The organism is Pseudomonas weihenstephanensis, from assembly GCF_001043055.1.
Lineage (GTDB): Bacteria > Pseudomonadota > Gammaproteobacteria > Pseudomonadales > Pseudomonadaceae > Aquipseudomonas > Aquipseudomonas weihenstephanensis.
In genome coordinates this window covers 93,593-110,403 of sequence record NZ_JYLF01000005.1, presented here as the reverse complement: position 1 = coordinate 110,403, position 16,811 = coordinate 93,593, and the positions used below count along the sequence as shown (strand labels likewise).

The following is a 16,811-nucleotide window of genomic DNA, read 5'->3' as shown; positions in this document are numbered from 1 at the left end:
TGTGATGCCTGAATTCAATGCGCCGCTGCGTGATATGCGGTTTGTCTTGCACGAAGTGTTTGCAGCGCCAGCCCTGTGGGCGCGCTTGCCTGCGCTGGCCGATCATGTCGACGCCGACACCGCCGATGCCATTCTCGAAGAGGCCGCCAAAGTCACCGGCCAACTGATTGCTCCGCTCAACCGTGCGGGAGATGAAGAAGGCGCGCACTGGCTGGCGGGCCAGGTCACCACTCCGGCCGGGTTCAAGTCTGCTTACGCCACCTACATTGAAGGTGGCTGGGTCGGGGTGTCGGGAAATCCTGAATTTGGCGGTATGGGCATGCCAAAAATGCTCGCGGTACAGTTTGAAGAAATGCTTTACGCCGCCAACTCAAGCTTTGCCCTGTATTCAGCGCTCAGCAGTGGCGCGTGCCTGGCAATCGATGCTCACGCCAGCCAGGCGCTCAAAGCGACCTACTTGCCCCCCATGTATGAAGGGCGCTGGGCCGGTTCCATGTGTTTGACCGAGGCCCATGCAGGCACCGACCTGGGGCTTATTCGCACGCGCGCAGAACCCTTGACCGATGGCAGCTACCGCGTCTCTGGCAGCAAAATGTTCATCACGGGCGGCGATCAGGACCTGACCGAAAACATCATTCACCTGGTGTTGGCCAGGCTGCCCGATGCGCCTGCGGGGCCTAAAGGGATCTCGCTGTTTTTGGTGCCTAAAATTCAGGTCAATGATGATGGCTCCTTGGGCGAGCCTAACGCGGTGACCTGCGGCTCCATCGAACACAAAATGGGTATCAAGGCCTCGGCGACCTGTGTGATGAACTTTGACGGTGCCCGCGGCTGGTTGATCGGCGAAGCCAACAAAGGCTTGGCGGCGATGTTCATCATGATGAATTACGAGCGTTTGTCGATCGGTATACAGGGCATTGGATGCGCTGAAACTTCATACCAGAACGCGCGCACCTATGCCCGTGAACGCCTGCAAAGCCGTGCCCCCACTGGCAAAGTGGCGCCGGACAAAATCGCCGATCCGATCATCGTGCACCCGGATGTGCGGCGCATGTTGCTCAGCATCAAAGCCCTGACCGAGGGCGGCCGTGCGTTTGCCAGCTACGTCGGCCAGCAACTGGACCTGGCCAAGTACTCGGCCGATGCGCAAGAACAACAACAGGCCAGCGCCCTTGTGGCACTGCTCACCCCGGTGGCCAAAGCGTTTTTCACCGACACCGGCTTTGACAGCTGCGTGCTGGGCCAGCAAGTGTTCGGCGGCCACGGCTATATCCGTGAATGGGGTCAGGAGCAGTTGGTGCGTGATGTGCGCATTGCGCAAATCTACGAAGGCACCAATGGGATTCAGGCGCTGGACCTGCTGGGGCGCAAAGTGATTGCCAATGAGGGTGTCACGTTGCAGTTGTTTACCCGCCAGATCCGTGACTTCGCCGCCCTGCCCGGCACGCCTTATGCAAACCCGCTGCTCGAAGCCGTGCAGCGCCTTGAAGACGTCAGTGACTGGCTGCGGACACAAGCCACCCTCAATCCCAACGAAATGGGCGCGGCCTCGGTTGAATACCTGCACCTGTTTGGTTACGTGGCCTACGCCTGGCTGTGGGCGCGCATGGCGGATGTGGCGCAACGTGCACGGGAGGCAGAACCTGCGTTCTATGACGCCAAGCTGGCCACCGCATCGTTTTACTTCAGTCGCGTGCTGCCGCGCACGCTCAGCCTGGAGCAAACCATTCGCGCGGGCAGCGAATCATTGTTTGAGCTGGACGCTGCCAGCTTTTAAGTCCCTATAAAAATGGCGGCCTGATGAGGGCCGCCAACCATCATGCAGCGTCCATCAGCGGCGCACGGCAGGCTCACTCACTTCATCGAGCTGTAGCACCTCACGCGTGTCGACCAGATCTGCGGCCGCTTTACCCATCGTCAGATAATGCGCGGTGGTTTTATGGTGCTCGATGGCCGCCATGTCCTTCCAGCCTTCAATGAACACAAACCGTTCTGCATCGCTGCGGTCTACATGCAAGTCATAAAACAAGCAGCCGGGTTCGGCCCGCGAGCCTTCTACACACGCCAGCAATACCTGTTTAAGGTGCTGACCTTTGCCCGGCTTTGCGCGCAGCGTGGCGACAATTTTGATGATGTTAGACATTACTGCTCCTGCGCTGTTTGGCTCTTTTGTGAGGCTTTCAACGCCTCGACAATTTGATCTTTCAAGGCTAAACGGCTGGACTTTAGCTCAGTCAGCACCGCATCGGGCGTGGCGACGGCATCGCCTTTTTCGGCATCGAGCACCTTTTTATCGGCCTGCGCATACTTGTGTATGAGCGCTGTCAGGTGAGGGTTGCGAGCCTTGAGCGTGTTCAAGGTCTCTGGGGTAATGCCCAAGTCCTCAGGCAAGTCATGTTTAACCGGCATATCTGCACCTCATGTTCGTTGCGGTGACGGGGCAGGCTCACTCAGTGAACCCAAACAGACACGTTTGGCGGCTCGCCCAACGCCTGTTAACCAATAGCACGCTATGGCGCACTCAGAAAGCCGCGGGTGCTCTTTAGTGCCCTGAACCAAAAATTTGTCAATTTAATGACTTGAGTGCTGCTTGCAGCATTTTTTTGACGAAACTTGTTTTAAATCATGAGCGGTCCCCTTTTTGCGGTGATAGGATGCGCGCTTTCTGGCATGTGCCAAGGCTTTGTCCTACGTATGCCAGGACTAATTTAACAGGGACGTGTACGAATAATCGTCTACGCTTAACAGGTTAAAAAAATATCGCCATTTGTTTGACGTCATTAAACGTTATGCAATCTGCGCAACCTGCGATGTGTGTGATCGTTGTACCCGACTGCATTCGCACTATTTATTCGTACGCTTCCATGGGGGGACGTTTCGCTTGGCTCTTACCACTTTGGCCATCCGCGGGTTGCTGGATCAACAGATCGCTTTACGCACGGGAGGTGTGTACTGGGTTACCGTCGATCAACCGACTGACGCAAAAATTGTGGCTCGCCAGTTCATTGAAGCACTCGCGCCGCAAATACCGTCGACCTTGATTTCCAGTGCCAATACACCGCACAGCATCATCAGTGACCTGGCACCCGATCGCGGCCCCGCCAAGCTCAAACTGTTCGAGATCCCCGTGCGCGAGATCAAACCGGGCCTGGCCACGCTGACCCGAGACATGAGCCGCGCCGGCATTGGTCCTGCGAACCAGGTTGTATTGGTGGCACCTGCCAGCAGTTGGGGCGACAAAGTGGGGTCGCAGCGTTTACAGCGTTGGTGTGAACGGGTGTGCGCCTGGTTACAAGAGCGCCAGGCCACATTGCTGGTGATCGCTCACGGCGACGCTTCGTCATTGCACAGCGAGCTGTTGCAGCTCAATGAGACGTTGTCCGGATTAAGCCGCTTGTACCGGCACAACGGCGATATTCGTTACCAATTGCACTTCTGGCATAACCGGCTGGGCGTCAGCGCTGGCCAGGAATTCAAGCTGTCGATTGATAAACAGTGCTTCACCCTGATCCCCCAATCAGGGGTCGATACACAGCCGCGCGTAGCGGACGACCAGCACGTGTATCTGGTCGAGCGCGCCGTGCTTGAAAACTCGCCTTCATTGTCCAGGCACTGGTACCTGTTTGAAGACCGTCAAGCGCTGTTGCAAGAAGCCCTATCGGCGCGGGCTGCCACGGTCATTGTGAGCATCGACAACAGCCATCAACTGCTTGAACTGGCGCAGCAGCTGCATGACCTGCGGGAAAAATGCGGCCCTGAACTGAAAGTCGTGGTGCGGGAAATGGAACCGGCCGTGCGTTATCGCGATGAGCGCTTGTTGCTGGCGTGCGGTGCCAACCTGATTGTTCCGGAGGGCACCGTGTTGTCGCGCTTTTTGAGCATGATCGAAAGCGTGCAGGGCCAGCGCTGGCAATACAGCCAAAACAGCGATTTCGAAACCTTGCTGGAGCGCCAGCGGCCACCGCAAATTCGCGGTCTGGTCAGCCCGCGCGTGTTTTATGACGCCGTGGAGCAAATCGTCGCAGACAGCTCGGGGGAAGTGACCCATCAACTGCTCAAGTTCCAGCCGGTGCCGGGTCTTGAACCGCAGTTGTTCCTCAATCAAATGTGTTTGCGCCGTTTTGGTGACATCGCATGCCTGCTCAATGGCGAGCTGTACCTGTTTTTGTTCGCTTGCCGTGCCGATGGCCTGGACCCTGCTTTGGGTAATATCTGCCGCCTGCCGTGGCGAGACCTGTTCAACCATCGCCAGGTGCTGAACGGCATGGCTGACCTGCCTGAAGACGCCTTCATGCAGGCGCCGGTGACTGACCTGGGGCTGTATATCCCGATTGAACACAGCGTGACGGCCCCCCTGACACCGCTCAATCACCCACCGTTAATCGCGCAAAGATTCACGTTGCCTCTCAGCGAGCCTGCGCCATGACGTTCCTTGAATTGCTCGATGTGATTGTCCTGACCAGTGCCGTGACGGTGGTGCTGACCTTGCTGTCACGGCGCATTCGCCTGCGCTTGAAAGTCTCCCTGGAGCAGTACTTGCGCCCCCGCTACATGAAATCTCGCGGCGTACGTCGTCGCGCTTCTGCCAGTTCGTCTTCGAGAACGCCTGATGAGTTTGTTTAAGTCGTCTTCCCCCACCGCCAAGATCGCCGGAAAGTGGAAAGGCTTGGGCGGCTGGAACCTGTATTTCCTCGCCAAGTTCCTGCTGGCCTGGACCGGGCACTTGAATTTTCAAGTGCTGCCCAACCTGGTCTTCGCACTGGTGTTGCTGATCCCCCTCGCCCACCCGCTGCTGCGTCGTGTGCGCAGCGTGATTGCGATCCCGGTGGCCGTGGCGTTGCTGTATCAGGACACCTGGTTCCCGCCTTTTAGCCGTCTGCTCGCCCAGCCCGGCGTGCTCGACTTCTCGGTGGTTTACATCGTCGAACTGCTGGGCCGCTTTATCGACTGGCAAGTGTGCGCCATGCTGCTGGTGTTGATCATCGGCTACGCATTTCTCAATCAGTGGTTGCGCCTGACCACCTTCACCCTGCTGGGTTTGTGCTGGCTGGGCATGGGCAATCTGCAACACATGATCGCGCAGGTCGCCCAGCCGTCGGTGGCGAACGTGCAACCCGGCGCCGTCGCCCCTGTCGCCAGTACCGGTGAGCCGGATGACACAACGCTCAATGCGTATCTCGACACGTTCTATAAAAGCGAAGCTCAGCGCAAAGTCGAGTTCAAGGAGCCGGCCGTCAAGCCGCCGCCGTTTGATTTGCTGGTGATTAACATCTGCTCGATGGCCTGGGATGACCTGGACGAAGTGGGCTTGCGTGACAACGCGCTGTTCAGCCAGATGGACGTGATTTTCGACAATTTCAACTCGGCCACTGCCTACAGCGGCCCGGCGGCGATTCGCCTGTTGCGCGCCAGCTGTGGCCAAACCTCCCACGCGCAGCTGTACAAAACACCCGCCGACCAATGCCTGTTATTTGATGACCTGCGCAAGCTCGGGTTTGCGGACGAACTGATGCTCAACCACACCGGCGAGTTCGACGGCTTCCTGCAAGAAGTGCGTGAGCAGGGTCAACTGCCGCCGCCCGCTTTGGGCACTGCACCGGGCGTGCCACGGGCGTATGTCAGCTTCGACGGCTCGCCGATCTGGCGCGACCGTGATGTGTTGAGCAAGTGGTGGCAGCACCGTTTGGCTGAAGACCAACCCAATATGGCGCTGTTCTATAACACCACCACCCTGCATGACGGCAATCGTCAAGTCACGGCGGACGGTGGCACCCAACGCGCTGACTACAGCAGCCGCGCGCAGGTGCTGCTGGATGACCTGAACGCGTTCCTTAAAGAGCTGCAAAAGAGCGGACGCCGGGTGGTTGTGGCCATCGTGCCTGAGCATGGCGCGGCGCTGCACGGTGACCGCATGCAAATCTCCGGGATGCGTGAGATCCCCAGCGATGCCATCACCCACGTTCCGGTCGGCATCAAGTTGATCAACATGGGCCAAAACCCACACACGGCCCCTGTGCATGTCACTCAACCCAGCAGCTATTTGGCCATTGCTGAAATCATTGCTCGCCTGTACGCCGATCCAGCCTTGAGCAACGGGCAAAACCTGGACTGGTCGCAGTTACTGAGCAACCTGCCGCAAACGGCCAAAGTGTCTGAAAACTCGGGAACGGTGGTGCTGGATTACAACGGCAAGCCCTATGTGCGAATCAAGGAGAACGGCGGATGGCTGCCCTACCCACAGCGTTTCAAATAAGCGCCGACATCCTCTCGCGCACTGCGCGGGCGGACGACATCGCGCGCCTCAAGTCGATGATGGACCTGCCCACGCTGGGTTATGTCGACGTGTCCGCGCAAATGGAACTGATGCAGGCGCTGGAGCGTTGGCCCTTACTGGCTCATCTTGAAGCGCAGCGCCTGGTCCTGCCTGCGAACAGCCCGGCGCTGGCGCTGCAAGCGCACCCGGAGACGACCCGATGATCGCCATCAGCCTGCGGGGTATTCGCGGTGGCGTGGGCACCAGCTCAACCCTCGCCGCACTGGCGTATGCATTGCACACGCTGGGTCAGCGCGTGTTGGTGGTGGACATGTGCCCGGAAAACACCCTGGGCCTGCACTTCAACCTCGATCTGGCGCCGCGGGATGGCTGGGCGCGCGCCACATTGGACCAACAACCCTGGCAGCAACAGGCCTGGACGGTGACCCCCGGCCTTTGCGTGCTGCCATACGGCCAACTTGAGGGCGCAGAACACACCCGGCTTGAGGCCTTGTTGCTGGTCAGCCCGCAGTTGTGGAGCAAGCGCCAGGCCTCACTTGATCAGGCGTTTGACTGGGTGCTGTTCGACCTGCCGCAGCGCTTGCCGGGGCATGCGGGTAATGCGCAGTGTGCTTTTTCCTTCACTGTGCTCAACGCCGATGCCGCCTGCCATGTGCTGTTGCAGACCCACGCGCGGCAAGGCACCGTGTTTGTGGTTAACCGGTATGACGCGGGCAGCCAATTGCAGCGCGATCTGGCCCTGATTTGGCACCATCGTTACGCCGCTTCGGTGGTGCCGATTAACCTGCACGCCGACGAAGCAATGGGCGAAGCCTTGGCCAGTCGCGAACCGGTGGGCCGCTACGCGCCCGGCAGTCTGATTGCCCAAGACATCATCAGCCTGGCCAGTTGGTGCCTGCTGCGTGGCCGGAGGCAGGCATGATCGCCGACTGGTTCCCCTATACACGCTTGCGTCGCGATCAAAACTGCACGCGTTTTACCGCGTTCATCCTGGCGCTGATCCAGGCGCTGGGCTGGGTCTTTTTGCGTCTGGAGTCGCCTAATTGGCAGGCCCTGCGTGAACAGCACCGGCGCTGGTATCCGCATTTGGCCACCAAGCGCCCGACCCTTGGCGACCCGTTGCGTTACGCCATTCAAACCCTGTGGTTGCTCATCGTGCGCCCCGTTGACGAAAACCACCTGCGCCGCCAGCGTGCCCGTCGCCAGTTTCGTGCTCGTCTGTATTCGTGGCTGATGGTGCTGCAACGGCCGTGGAATGCGCTGTCCAATGCATTTGAACGTTTGCCGTCGACCCTCAGCCCGCAGGTGCACAAAGGCTCGCGCTGGTGGAACGCGATTCGCTGGAAAACCCGCAAGGTGCTGTACATCGCCATCGGTGTGGTTGCGCTGGTGCTGATCCTGATTTGCGTCACCGAGCCATTCGGCTATCTCGCGCAGTTGGTATTCGTGGTGCTGTTGTGGGCCATTGCCATGCTGGTGCGGCGCATGCCAGGGCGGTTTCCGACGCTGCTGCTGATTTCGCTGTCGATCATTGTCTCGTGCCGTTACCTGTGGTGGCGCTACACCTCCACCCTAAACTGGAACGACTGGCTGGACTTGACCTGCGGCTTGATCCTGCTGGCCGCCGAAACGTACTCCTGGCTGATTCTGATCTTGGGGTACATCCAGACGTCCTGGCCGCTGAACCGCAAACCGGCGCAATTGCCGGCCGATACGGGACAATGGCCGGTGGTTGACCTGTTGATCCCCACCTACAACGAGGAGTTGTCGGTGACCCGCGGCACGGTGTATGCCGCCTTGGGCATTGACTGGCCCAAAGACAAATTGCGCATCCACTTGCTCGATGATGGCAATCGCCCAAGCTTCAAGGCATTCGCCCAAGAGGTGGGCATCCACTACATCGCGCGCACCGACAACCGCCACGCCAAGGCCGGCAACCTCAACCATGCGCTGACGCAAATCGACGGCGAACTGGTGGCGATTTTTGACTGCGACCACATGCCCGCCCGCTCCTTCCTGCAATTGACCGTGGGCTGGTTCTTGCGAGACCCAAAACTGGCGCTGGTACAAACCCCGCACCATTTCCTGTCCCCGGACCCGTTTGAGCGCAACCTGGGCACCTTCCGCAATCGCCCCAATGAAGGCGAGTTGTTCTACGGGCTGGTGCAAGACGGCAACGACATGTGGAACGCCGCGTTCTTCTGCGGTTCCTGCGCCATCTTGCGCCGCACTGCAATTGACGACATTGGCGGCTTTGCCGTCGAGACCGTGACCGAAGACGCCCACACCGCGTTGCGCCTGCACCGCAAAGGCTGGAACTCGGCGTACTTGCGCATCCCGCAAGCGGCAGGTTTGGCCACCGAAAGCCTGTCGGCGCACATCGGTCAGCGCATTCGCTGGGCCAGGGGCATGGTGCAGATCTTTCGCACCGACAACCCCCTGCTGGGCAAAGGCTTGAGCTTCTTCCAGCGCATTTGCTATGCCAACGCCATGCTGCACTTTCTGGTGGGGTTGCCGCGCTTGATCTTCCTCACCGCGCCGCTGGCGTTCCTGTTGCTGCACGCCTACATCATCTATGCCCCGGCAGTGATGATCCTGCTCTACGTGTTGCCGCACATGATCCACGCCAGCCTGACCAACTCCCGAATGCAGGGTGCGTATCGCCAGACGTTCTGGGGCGAGGTGTATGAAACCGTATTGGCGTGGTACATCGCCCGCCCCACCACCGTGGCCCTGTTCAGCCCCTCGCGGGGCACGTTCAACGTCACCGCCAAGGGCGGGATGATGGAAGAAAACCAGTTTGACTGGCAGACCGCGCGCCCGTATCTGGTGCTGTCACTGCTCAACCTGCTGGGCCTGGGCTTTGCCGTGTGGCGCCTGTTCACCGGGCCTAAGGATGAAATCATCACCATCCTGGTCAGTGTGTTGTGGGTGGTTTACAACCTGTTGATCATAGGTGCGGCAGTGGCCGTGGCCGCTGAAGTGCGTCAAGTGCGTCAAACCCACCGTGTGCAAACGCGCTTGCCGGGCGCCATCAAACTGCTCGACGGCCACAGCTACCCGTGCGAACTGGTGGACTACTCCGACGGTGGTGTGGGCCTGCAACTGGGTCAGGCATTGCAACTGCCGGTGGGCACCCCGGTGTCGTTGATTCTGCAACGGGGCACTCGCGAATTTGTATTCCCCGGCTACTTGACCCGCTCCAGCGAGCTGTTCATGGGGTTGAACTTCGCCAAGCTGACGCCTGCGCAAAAAATCGAGTTCGTGCAGTGCACCTTCGGCCGCGCCGATGCCTGGCTCGGCCATAACAGCGAGTTTGAAGCCGACAAGCCGATCCAGAGCCTCAGCGAAATTCTCGCCCTGGGCGTTAAAGGCTATTACCGCCTTTATGAATACCTGCCTGCCTGGGTGCGGCGCATCGCCCGCCCGTTCATGCGAATTCTTCAGTGGCTGGGCAGCTTTTTGCCGCGCATGCCCGTCTCTGCCCCTATTACCTCCCGGCCAGTGAGCGAATCATGAGTCGTTTTTCTAAAAAAGCTTTCTTTGCCAGCCTTGCGCTGATGACCTTCGCCTCACAGTTGATGGCGGCGCCATTACCGTTGCCGGGCAGCTCACCGGCGCCATTGCCCAAGCCTGCGCTGGAGGACACCCAGCAGCCGTTGCCGAGCTGGACAGTCACACGCACCTTTGAGCAGTTGGGCCGCGCGACAGACACGTTGTTGCTAGGTATCAACAGTGCCGAGCAGGTGGAATTCAGCGTGCGCCGCGACCGGATTGCCAGCGATGCGCGCTTGCAACTGGAATACACCGCCTCCCCCTCGCTGATCCCGACCGTTTCCCACCTGCGGGTGTACCTCAACGATGTGTTGATGGGCGTCTTACCTATCGAGAAAGACCAGTTGGGGCGCAAGACCACCCAGCAAATGGCACTGGACCCGCGCCTGATTGCAGACTTCAACCGCGTGCGCCTTGAGTTTATTGGCCATTACACCGACATCTGCGAAGACCCGGCCAATAACACGTTGTGGGTCAACATCAGCCGTGCCAGCAGCATCACCTTGCAAGAGCAGGCCCTGAGCCTGAAAAACGACCTCGCGTTTTTCCCGCTGCCGTTTTTTGACCCGCGCAACACCGAAAAACTGAAACTGCCGTTCGTGTTTGCTGCCAACCCGACCTTGGGCGAACAACAAGCCGCCGCGATACTGGCGTCCTATTTTGGCAGCCAGTCCAACTGGCGTGGCGCTGACTTCCCAGTGCTGTTTGACACCTTGCCCAGCGTGCAAAGCAAGGAAGCCACACAGCCCTCAATCGTATTCGCTACCAACGATCACCGTCCGGCGTTCATGAACGATCTGGAAAAATTCCCGGCGGTCACCGCCCCGGTGGTGCAACTGATCGATCACCCCGATGCGCCATACAGCAAGATCCTGCTGGTCATGGGCCGCAACGAAGATGACCTCGCCACCGCCGCCAAAGCGCTGGCCCTGGGCGGCAACTTGCTGCGTGGTCAGAAGGCCACCATCGACAAAGTCGAGGCGCTGCAACCGCGTAAACCCTATGACGCGCCCGCATGGATGCGCACCGACCGGCCTGTGCGTTTTGCCGAACTGATTACCTACCCGCAGCAGTTGCAAGTCAGTGGCCTGCAACCGCGCCCCATCACCCTGGACGTCAACCTGCCACCCGACCTGTTTGTGTGGCGCAACCAGGGTATTCCGCTGCGCACTCAGTACCGTTACACGGCGCCGTCGGCCAATGATGATTCGCGCTTGAACATCAGCCTCAATGATCAGTTCATCACCAGCCTGGCGTTGCAGCGCAAAAACACCAGCAACCTCGAAGAGCTGCGCCTGGCGGTGCTGTCCAACGACTCGGCCAACGCCAACGACAAGCTGATCGTCCCGTCGCTGAAAATCGGTGACCGTAACCGCCTGCGCTTCGACTTCAACTTCGCCAGCACCGTGGGCAGTGCACAGCGTGACCGTTGCCAGACCATTCTGCCGGCCAACACCCAGGCGATCATCGATGAAGACTCCACCATCGACCTGTCGGGCTATCACCACTACATCAGCATGCCGGACCTTAAAGCGTTCGCTCGCAGTGGTTTCCCGTTCAGCCGCATGGCCGACATGTCCGAATCGATCGTGGTAGTACCGGGCAGCTCAACGCCGATGCAAGTCAGCACCCTGCTCGAAGCGGTGGCAGGCATTAGCGCCCGCACCGGTTACCCGGCCTTTGGCCTGCGCCTGAGCAATGATGTGAACAGCGCCGTTAAACAAGACGCAGATGTGCTGCTGTTGGGGCAAATGCCTGAGGATATGCGTGACAACCCGGACTTGAGTCTGTTGTTGCAACGCCAGCGCGACATGTTGGTTCAGCCTTACAGCAACGCGGGTATTGAGCAAAGCGCACGCCGCGGCCCTTCAGTGGATGAGCGCAGCCAGCCAGCCACCCGGGTCGAAGTCAGCGCACAAGCACCGATTGCCGCGATCATGGGCATGCAGTCGCCGCATCATAACCAGCGCAGCATCGTGGCGCTGTTAGGCAATGACGATGCCGATTACGCCTTGTTGCGTGAAACCCTGGCCGACACCGGCAAGCTCAATGCCGTAGCAGGTTCTGTTGCATTGATCCGCAGCAGCGGTGTGTACAGCCAACTGGTAGGCGATAACTACTTTGTTGGCAACCTGCCCTGGTGGCTGCTGCTCTGGTATCAGCTGTCCGAGCACCCGGTACTGCTGGCGGTGATTGCCGTGATCAGTGTCTTGCTCAGCGCCTTCTTGCTGTGGCGTGCCCTGAGCTGGGCGGCCAATCGTCGTTTGAAGGATGACTAAACCATGAAGCCCTTTGCCGCGCTCGCCCTGACCTTGACCCTCGGTTTGCCTGCACTGGCGAGCGCGGCCAGCTGTGACTGGCCCGCCTGGGACCGCTACAAAAAAGCCATGCTGAGCAGTGACGGGCGCATCATCGACCGCTCTTCCGAGCAGTTGATCACCACGTCGGAGGGCCAGAGCTACGGCTTGTTTTTCGCCTTGCTGGCCAACGATCAGCCCAGCTTCGCGAAGATCTTGAAGTGGACCCGTAACAACCTGGCCGATGGCAGCCTTGAAGCGCACTTACCGGCCTGGTTGTGGGGACGCTCCAAGGCGGGCAAATGGCAAGTGCTCGACAGCAACAACGCCACCGATGCCGACCTGTGGATTGCCTACAGCCTGCTGGAAGCCGGGCGCCTGTGGCAGGTGCCCGAGTACAGCGCAATGGGGCAAAACATGCTGTGGCGCAGCGCCGCACAAAGCCTACGCAAACTGCCCAAGCTGGGGTTGATGTTGTTGCCCGGCGACTTGGGTTTTGACAATCCAGAGGGCTGGCGGCTCAACCCCAGCTACTTGCCGCCGCAGTTACTGGCGCGGTTCAGCCAACTGTCGCCGGTCTGGAGCGAGTTGGCGGCCAATCAGCAGCGTGTGCTGATCGAAGGCTCGCCCAAGGGTTTTGCCCCGGACTGGCTGCTGTGGAAAGCCGGTAGCGGTTGGGCGCCTGACAACAAGGACGGCAGCGCGGGCGACTACGATGCGATCCGCGTGTACCTGTGGGTCGGCATGCTGGCCCAGGACGCTCCCCAGCGCAAAACTCTGCAACAGCATTTTGCGCCGATGGTCAGCCTCACCCAAACCTTGGGCTACCCCCCGGAAAGTGTCGATGCACTGAGCGGTCAATACACCGGCAAAGGCCCGGCCGGTTTCTCGGCGGCACTGTTGCCGCTGTTGGCGGGCAGCGACTCGCCTGCCTACGCGGTGCAAACGTTGCGTTTGCAGCAAGACCCGCCCGCCGCCGACGCCTACTACAACCAGTCATTGGTGTTGTTTGGCCAGGGCTTTGATCAACAACGCTATCGCTTTGACAAGGATGGACAGCTGCTACCGGCCTGGATTGACACATGCAAAAACTAAAAACATGGGCGTTTTTGCTCACGGGATTGTCGACCACGGCCCTCGCTCAGCCCGCCACGGTGCAAGAACAACAGCAATGGTTGCTGGAGCAAGTGCGGGTCGGTGAGGCCATGTACCGCGAAGACCTGGTGCGCGATTCTTTGGCGCGACTGGAATTGATCGCCCCCAACAATCCCCAAGCGCTGGTGGCGTCTATTCGTCAGGCGCTGCTGGAAAAAAAAACGGATCTGGCCCGCGAGCGCCTCGCCCATTTGCAGCAAGTAGCCCCCGATTCTGGCGCCTTACGTCAGGCACAAAGCCTGATGAAGCTGCAAGACCCGCAGAGTCAAAAAGCCCTGCAACAGGCGCGACTGTTCGCGGCTGCGGGGCGCCCTGAAGAGTCGACAGCCATTTTTGAACAGCTGTTTGGCGACGCCCCGCCCGACTTTGCCACGGCGCTGGAGTACCTGCGTATTCGCAGCAACATTACCGGCCAACGGCCCAGGGTGATTGAACAACTGCGCGCCCTCGACAGCCAGTACCCCGGCAACGCCGGTTTGCGACAAACCCTGGTTGATTTGCTGTTCAGAGAAAAGCGTGCGCCTGAGGCGCTGGCTGTACTGGAACAGTTGGCCACCGATCCGCAGGCGAGCAATGCGGCGGCAGACCGAGAGTACGAATACCTCCACACCTTGCCCGTCGACCGCAAAACCGTGCAGGCATGGCAGGCGTTTATCAAACGCTACCCCGCCTCCCCGACGGTGCTTGAGGCCAACAAAACCCTGCAAACCCAACAGCGCCTGCTGGCGGATCCCGCCTGGCTGGCGGGTGCGCAGGGCAAGCAAATGATCGAGCAGCAACGCACCCCGGTGGTGGCTGAAGGTCTGCTGCGCCGTGCGATCAAACGCTACCCCGACGATCCAAGCCTTTACGGCGCACTGGGTTTGGCGCTGCTGCGTCAAAGTCGTTATGAAGACGCCAACGCCACATTCATCAAAGCGCGCAACAAAGAGCAAGACACCTCGTTCATCAGCCAGTGGCAAGACCTGATGGACGCCAGTCATTACTTGATGCTGCTCAGTCAGGGCGACAAGGCACTGGATCGTAAAGACTACGCCACGGCGCGCAGGGCCTTCGAACAAGCGCGCAAAGCCAAACCCGGCGATGCCGATGCCTTGATTGGCCTGGCCGGTGTCGCTCGCGGCGAACTCAACGACATTCAAGCTGAAGCCTTGTTGCTGCAAGCCCGCAAACTGGAACCGGGTAATGCCAGCGCAGTACGCGCGCTGGTGCGTTTGTACAGCGCGCAATCGCCAGAAAAAGCCAAAGCCTTTCTTAACCGCTTGCCCGCCGCCAGCCAGAAAGAATTCGCCAGCCTGCGTCAGGGTTTTGAGCGGGATGAACTCAACCAGCAGGCCGATACCGCGACCGCCCGCAAGGACTGGCCGCAGGTGGTCGCGCTACTCAGCAAAATCCGCAACCTGACCCCGGACGAGCCGTGGTTGACCTATCGCCTGGCCAACGCGCAGCGTGAAATCAACCAGCCGGGCGCCGCCGATGACAGTTTCAAGCAACTGATGCGCCGCCAGGGGCACAACCCTGAAGCGTTGTATGCCTACGCGCTGTACCTGTCGGGCACCGAGCGCGACGCCAGCGCGTTAAGCGCGCTGGAGCAACTGCCGCGCCCGCAATGGAGTGAGGCCATGCGCGAGTTGGGCACGCGCCTGCAACGTAATGTGCTGGTGGCGCGTGCGCAAAGTTTGCGTAAGGCGGGTCAGGAGCCACAAGCCATCGCGTTGCTAATGCAAGCGCCCAACAGCGATGACCTGATGACGGTCGCGGGCTGGGCGCAGGAACGGGGTGACTACGATCAAGCGCAGCGCCTCTATAGTCAGGTGTTGCAAAAACAGCCGGACAATACCGAAGCGCATCTGGGCCAGATTGAGAACCTGATTGCCAGCCAGCAATTGGCGCCAGCGCGTCAACAGTTAGCGCAGTTCAAGCCGTCAGCGAGCGCTGTATTGACCGCATCGCAGCAACGTCGTCTGGCCAATGCCTGGTCTGAGGTCGGTGAACCGGACAAAGCCAGTGCGTTGTTCGCCGAACTGCTCAAAACCCCGCAGGCTGATCCGGTGGTGTACCGCGATGCCGCGCGGCTGATCGCGGCCAAACAGCCACGACAGGCATTGGACTATTACGCCAAGGGCATGGTCGGTGCCGGGTTGATGACCCCTGCACAAGCCGATCCGCGGGATAACCGCGCCATGACCTTGGCCAGCCGCGCCAAAGACCATGACGAGTGGTTGGCCAGCAGCTTGCGCAGTGATGTGGACAGCCTCTATCAACGGCAAAACCCGACGGTGCACCTGTACACCGATTACGGCTGGCGTTCGGACGATGCCTCCAAAGGCACTTCGGACACCGACACCACGACCACCATTTTGCAGTTGGACCTGCCTATTGCCGATGGCACAGGCTGGGTGCGCGCAGAACAGCTGGACATGGACGCCGGTAAATTCGACACCGACGCCGACGGCCGGGTGCGCGAGCAATACGGCACCTGTGGCGTCGGCGTACGGCAAAAAGACTCGAACCGTCTGCTGTATCCGGGGTGCGACAACCACTCGCAATCGGCGCGTGGCACCACGATGGCCACCGGCTGGAAAAATGACACCTGGGACATCGACATCGGCCGCACCCCAGACACCTTTGATGTGCCCAACTGGCTGGGGGGTGTGGCCTACAGTGACAAAATCGGTTCGCTGGGCTGGACCCTGACCGGGTCGCGTCGCCCATTGAGTAACTCGATCCTGTCTTATGCGGGCGCCAAGGACCGCACCACCGGGATCACGTGGGGCGGTGTGACCTCCAATGGCCTCACACTGGGGCTGAATCACGACGAAGGTGGCGTGGATGGCGTATGGGCCAGCCTGGGTCAACACTGGTTGCGCGGTAAAAACGTCGAGAACAACCACAAAACCACCGCAATGGGCGGTTACTACTACCGTTTGATGGAGAGCGCGGATGAACGCATGCGCACCGGCCTGACCCTGATGTATTGGGGTTACGACAAGGACCTGAGCGAATACACCTTGGGCCAGGGCGGTTATTACAGCCCGCAGGAGTACTACTCGATTGGCGTGCCGTTGAACTATGCCTTCAGGACGGCTAACTGGTCGGTGTCGCTGGAAAGCTCGCTCAGCTGGTCCCATGCGCACAGCAGCTCAAGCGATTTGTACCCGTTGAATGGTTTGAATTCGAAAATGTCGGACGCTGTGATTGATCTGGGTTTTAACGGTGTCGCCATGGGGGGTGAAACCGATGGTGGCAGCAGCAGCGGCTTTGGTTACCGCCTGCAGGGCCTGGTTGAGCGCAGGTTGACCGACAATCTGGTGTTGGGCGGTGGCGTGCTCTACCAACACAGCGATGACTACGCACCCAGCCGTGCGTTGATGTACCTGCGGTATACGTTTGACACCTGGCAAGGCAATTTACCGTTGCCGGTAGAACCGCTGATACCGTACGCCGACTTCCGGTAATGGCCAACGCCACACGTGTAGCCGCTCTCGAGGCACGAATCTGGTGCACCGGATTGAATGGCTTCACGACGG

General features: G+C 59.8%; 12 protein-coding genes. 10 read left to right on the top strand and 2 right to left on the bottom strand.

Annotation, left to right across the window (positions count from 1 at the left end; genetic code table 11):
* Positions 1–4 precede the first annotated feature (4 nt).
* Positions 5–1,777 carry an acyl-CoA dehydrogenase C-terminal domain-containing protein gene (locus TU86_RS13630; RefSeq protein WP_048364851.1) on the top strand — a complete coding sequence of 591 codons (1,773 nt, stop codon included), beginning with the start codon at positions 5–7 and terminating at the stop codon, positions 1,775–1,777.
* Between the two features lie 54 nt (positions 1,778–1,831).
* On the opposite strand, the gene TU86_RS13625 is transcribed toward TU86_RS13630, so the two are convergent.
* Positions 1,832–2,143 carry a putative quinol monooxygenase gene (locus TU86_RS13625; RefSeq protein WP_048364850.1) on the bottom strand — a complete coding sequence of 104 codons (312 nt, stop codon included), beginning with the start codon at positions 2,141–2,143 and terminating at the stop codon, positions 1,832–1,834.
* The gene (locus TU86_RS13620) at positions 2,143–2,409 is read right to left on the bottom strand and encodes an HP1242/YdcH family protein (protein ID WP_048364849.1); all 267 of its coding nucleotides are present in this window, start codon (positions 2,407–2,409) and stop codon (positions 2,143–2,145) included. Before TU86_RS13620 ends, TU86_RS13625 begins: the two co-directional genes overlap by 1 nt.
* 472 nt (positions 2,410–2,881) lie before the next feature.
* On the opposite strand from TU86_RS13620, the gene bcsE reads away from it, so the two are divergent.
* The 9 genes from bcsE to bcsC are packed head-to-tail and all read left to right on the top strand — an operon-like array spanning position 2,882 to position 16,739.
* On the top strand, positions 2,882–4,426 hold the full coding sequence (bcsE, locus tag TU86_RS13615) for a cellulose biosynthesis protein BcsE (protein WP_048364848.1): 1,545 nt from the start codon (positions 2,882–2,884) through the stop codon (positions 4,424–4,426).
* Complete coding sequence (gene bcsF, locus TU86_RS13610; protein WP_048364847.1) at positions 4,423–4,623, top strand: cellulose biosynthesis protein BcsF; 201 nt, start codon at positions 4,423–4,425, stop codon at positions 4,621–4,623. The genes bcsE and bcsF overlap by 4 nt, the downstream gene beginning before the upstream one ends.
* Positions 4,610–6,253: a cellulose biosynthesis protein BcsG gene (gene bcsG, locus TU86_RS13605; protein ID WP_048364846.1), complete on the top strand. Its 1,644-nt coding sequence runs from the start codon at positions 4,610–4,612 to the stop codon at positions 6,251–6,253. The genes bcsF and bcsG overlap by 14 nt, the downstream gene beginning before the upstream one ends.
* Positions 6,223–6,477 carry a cellulose biosynthesis protein BcsR gene (gene bcsR, locus TU86_RS13600; RefSeq protein ID WP_048364845.1) on the top strand — a complete coding sequence of 85 codons (255 nt, stop codon included), beginning with the start codon at positions 6,223–6,225 and terminating at the stop codon, positions 6,475–6,477. Before bcsG ends, bcsR begins: the two co-directional genes overlap by 31 nt.
* A complete protein-coding gene (gene bcsQ / locus TU86_RS13595) occupies positions 6,474–7,196 on the top strand; it encodes a cellulose biosynthesis protein BcsQ (RefSeq protein ID WP_048364844.1) in 723 nt (240 codons plus the stop codon). The genes bcsR and bcsQ overlap by 4 nt, the downstream gene beginning before the upstream one ends.
* Positions 7,193–9,793 carry a UDP-forming cellulose synthase catalytic subunit gene (gene bcsA, locus TU86_RS13590; protein ID WP_048364843.1) on the top strand — a complete coding sequence of 867 codons (2,601 nt, stop codon included), beginning with the start codon at positions 7,193–7,195 and terminating at the stop codon, positions 9,791–9,793. Before bcsQ ends, bcsA begins: the two co-directional genes overlap by 4 nt.
* Positions 9,790–12,108 (top strand): cellulose biosynthesis cyclic di-GMP-binding regulatory protein BcsB, encoded by a 2,319-nt coding sequence (bcsB, locus tag TU86_RS13585; RefSeq protein WP_048364842.1) that lies wholly within the window; start codon positions 9,790–9,792, stop codon positions 12,106–12,108. Before bcsA ends, bcsB begins: the two co-directional genes overlap by 4 nt.
* Positions 12,109–12,111: 3 nt before the next feature.
* Entirely contained in the window at positions 12,112–13,221 is a 1,110-nt protein-coding gene (bcsZ, locus tag TU86_RS13580; RefSeq protein WP_048364841.1) for a cellulose synthase complex periplasmic endoglucanase BcsZ, read from the top strand.
* Positions 13,209–16,739: a cellulose synthase complex outer membrane protein BcsC gene (bcsC, locus tag TU86_RS13575; RefSeq protein ID WP_048364840.1), complete on the top strand. Its 3,531-nt coding sequence runs from the start codon at positions 13,209–13,211 to the stop codon at positions 16,737–16,739. Before bcsZ ends, bcsC begins: the two co-directional genes overlap by 13 nt.
* The last annotated feature ends 72 nt before the right edge of the window (positions 16,740–16,811 follow it).